Source organism: Anaerotruncus sp. G3(2012), assembly GCF_000403395.2.
Classification (GTDB): Bacteria; Bacillota; Clostridia; order Oscillospirales; family Ruminococcaceae; genus Anaerotruncus.
The window spans coordinates 69677-71443 of the sequence record NZ_KE159676.1 but is presented as its reverse complement, the minus strand read 5'-3'; the positions used below and the strand labels follow the sequence as shown (position 1 = coordinate 71443).

Here is a 1767-nt window from a genome sequence, read left to right as displayed (position 1 = left end):
GTTTCGGAAAGCACTCTGCGATTTGTTCGTATTGTTCTTTCTTCAGTTCCATTCCTTTATTATAGCATATCTTTATTTGTGTGAACAGACCCTAGGACAAATGCAGATGTATGTGAACTATTATACCCGTGAAATGATGAATGAGGGGGATTCACAGCCGATTGGCATTGTTCTTTGTGCGGACAAAGGGGATTCCATTGTAAAATACACGCTGCCGGAAGATAACCGCCAGATATTCGCGTCGAAGTATTTTACTTATCTGCCATCCGAAGAAGAACTGAAACGGGAGCTGAACTTGGACAGCTTTTATAAGATGGAAGAATAAATATGGGAACCAGTAATAAAGTCTGCCCCGGCTGCGGCAGAAAAATGAAACAGCAGTTTATCGGCTTGCAGCATTGTAAATGCGGGATAAGCTGGAAAAAAGACATCGGGTTTTTTGAGCGCACCAGCGATATGGTTTTTGCGTTAGAACGCCGGACCATTGGAAAAAAGGTCAGACAGATTCCGGTCATCCGATATAAAAATGATGAATAAAAAGAAACAAGCGGTCTGCGTATGCAGGCCGTTTTGTTATGGAGGGAGGATTCTATCATGGCAACCACACGCATCATGCCGCTGCACATTGGCAAAGGCCGCACCGAAAGTCAGGCGGTCAGTGACATTATCGACTATGTATCCAACCCGCAAAAGACAGATAACGGCAGGCTCGTCACCGGCTTTGCGTGTGACAGCCGGGTAGCCGACGCCGAGTTTCTGCTGGCAAAACGGGAGTACATTTCCACCACCGGGCGGGTACGGGGCGCGGACGATGTGCTGGCCTACCATGTCCGGCAGTCCTTTGTCCCCGGCGAGATTACCCCGGAAGAAGCCAACCGGCTGGGCGTGGAGTTTGCAAAGCGGTTCATCAAGGGCAGTCACGCCTTTGTGGTCTGTACCCATATCGACAAGTCCCATATCCATAACCACATCATCTGGAACGCGGTCAATCTGAACTGTGACCGGAAATTCCGAAACTTTTGGGGCAGTACCCGTGCGGTCCGGCGGCTCAACGATACCATCTGCGTTGAGAATGGCTATTCCATTGTAGAGGACCCAAAACCGCATGGAAAAAGCTACAACAAATGGCTGGGGGATCAGGCAAAGCCCTCCCACCGGGAACAGCTCCGCATGATGATCGACCAGGCGCTGGAACAGAAACCGGCTGACTTTGACGCTCTGTTAAAGCTGCTTGCGGAAATGGGCTGTGAGGTGTCGCGCCGGGGACAGGCAATCCGGCTCAAAGCCCCCGGCTGGAAGAATGTTGCCCGCATGGATGAGAAGCTGGGACAAGGGTACAACGAGGCAGAAATCCGGGCGGTACTGGCTGGGGAAAAAGAGCATACTCCAAGGAAAAAAACGGCTGTTCAACCAGAACCGCCCAAGGTCAATCTTCTGGTGGATATTCAGGCAAAATTGCAGGCGGGGAAAGGCGCTGGCTACGCGCGCTGGGCAAAGGTATTTAACCTCAAACAGATGGCGCAGACAATGAACTATCTCACTGAGCATGGCCTGCTGGAATACGCAGTATTGGAAGAAAAAGCGGCGGCTGCTACTACCCGCCACAATGAGTTGTCAGCGCAGATCAAGGCGGCGGAAACCCGCATGGCGGAGATAGCCGTACTGCGGCCCCACATCATCAATTATGTGAAAACCCGCGAGGTCTATGCGGCCTACCGCAAGGCGGGATATTCCAAGAAATTTTTAGCGGAACATGAAGCGGATATT

Annotated in this window: 3 protein-coding genes; all 3 read left to right on the top strand. The window is 51.2% G+C overall.

The annotated features are described in order from the left end of the window. The first annotated feature begins 22 nt into the window (after positions 1-22). On the top strand, positions 23-325 hold the full coding sequence (locus tag C814_RS17270; RefSeq protein WP_255345287.1) for a PDDEXK nuclease domain-containing protein: 303 nt from the start codon (positions 23-25) through the stop codon (positions 323-325). 2 nt (positions 326-327) lie between these two features. Next, on the top strand, positions 328-537 hold the full coding sequence (locus C814_RS17265; protein ID WP_016316691.1) for a hypothetical protein: 210 nt from the start codon (positions 328-330) through the stop codon (positions 535-537). A gap of 57 nt (positions 538-594) precedes the next feature. Next, positions 595-1767: relaxase/mobilization nuclease domain-containing protein (locus tag C814_RS17260; protein ID WP_016316690.1), on the top strand; the 1173-nt coding region annotated here is incomplete at its 3' end.

What these genes read in the sequence shown, in the direction of transcription:
- C814_RS17265 (WP_016316691.1), top strand. Translation starts at nt 328, where the DNA reads ATGGGAACCAGTAATAAAGTCTGCCCCGGCTGCGGCAGAAAAATGAAA.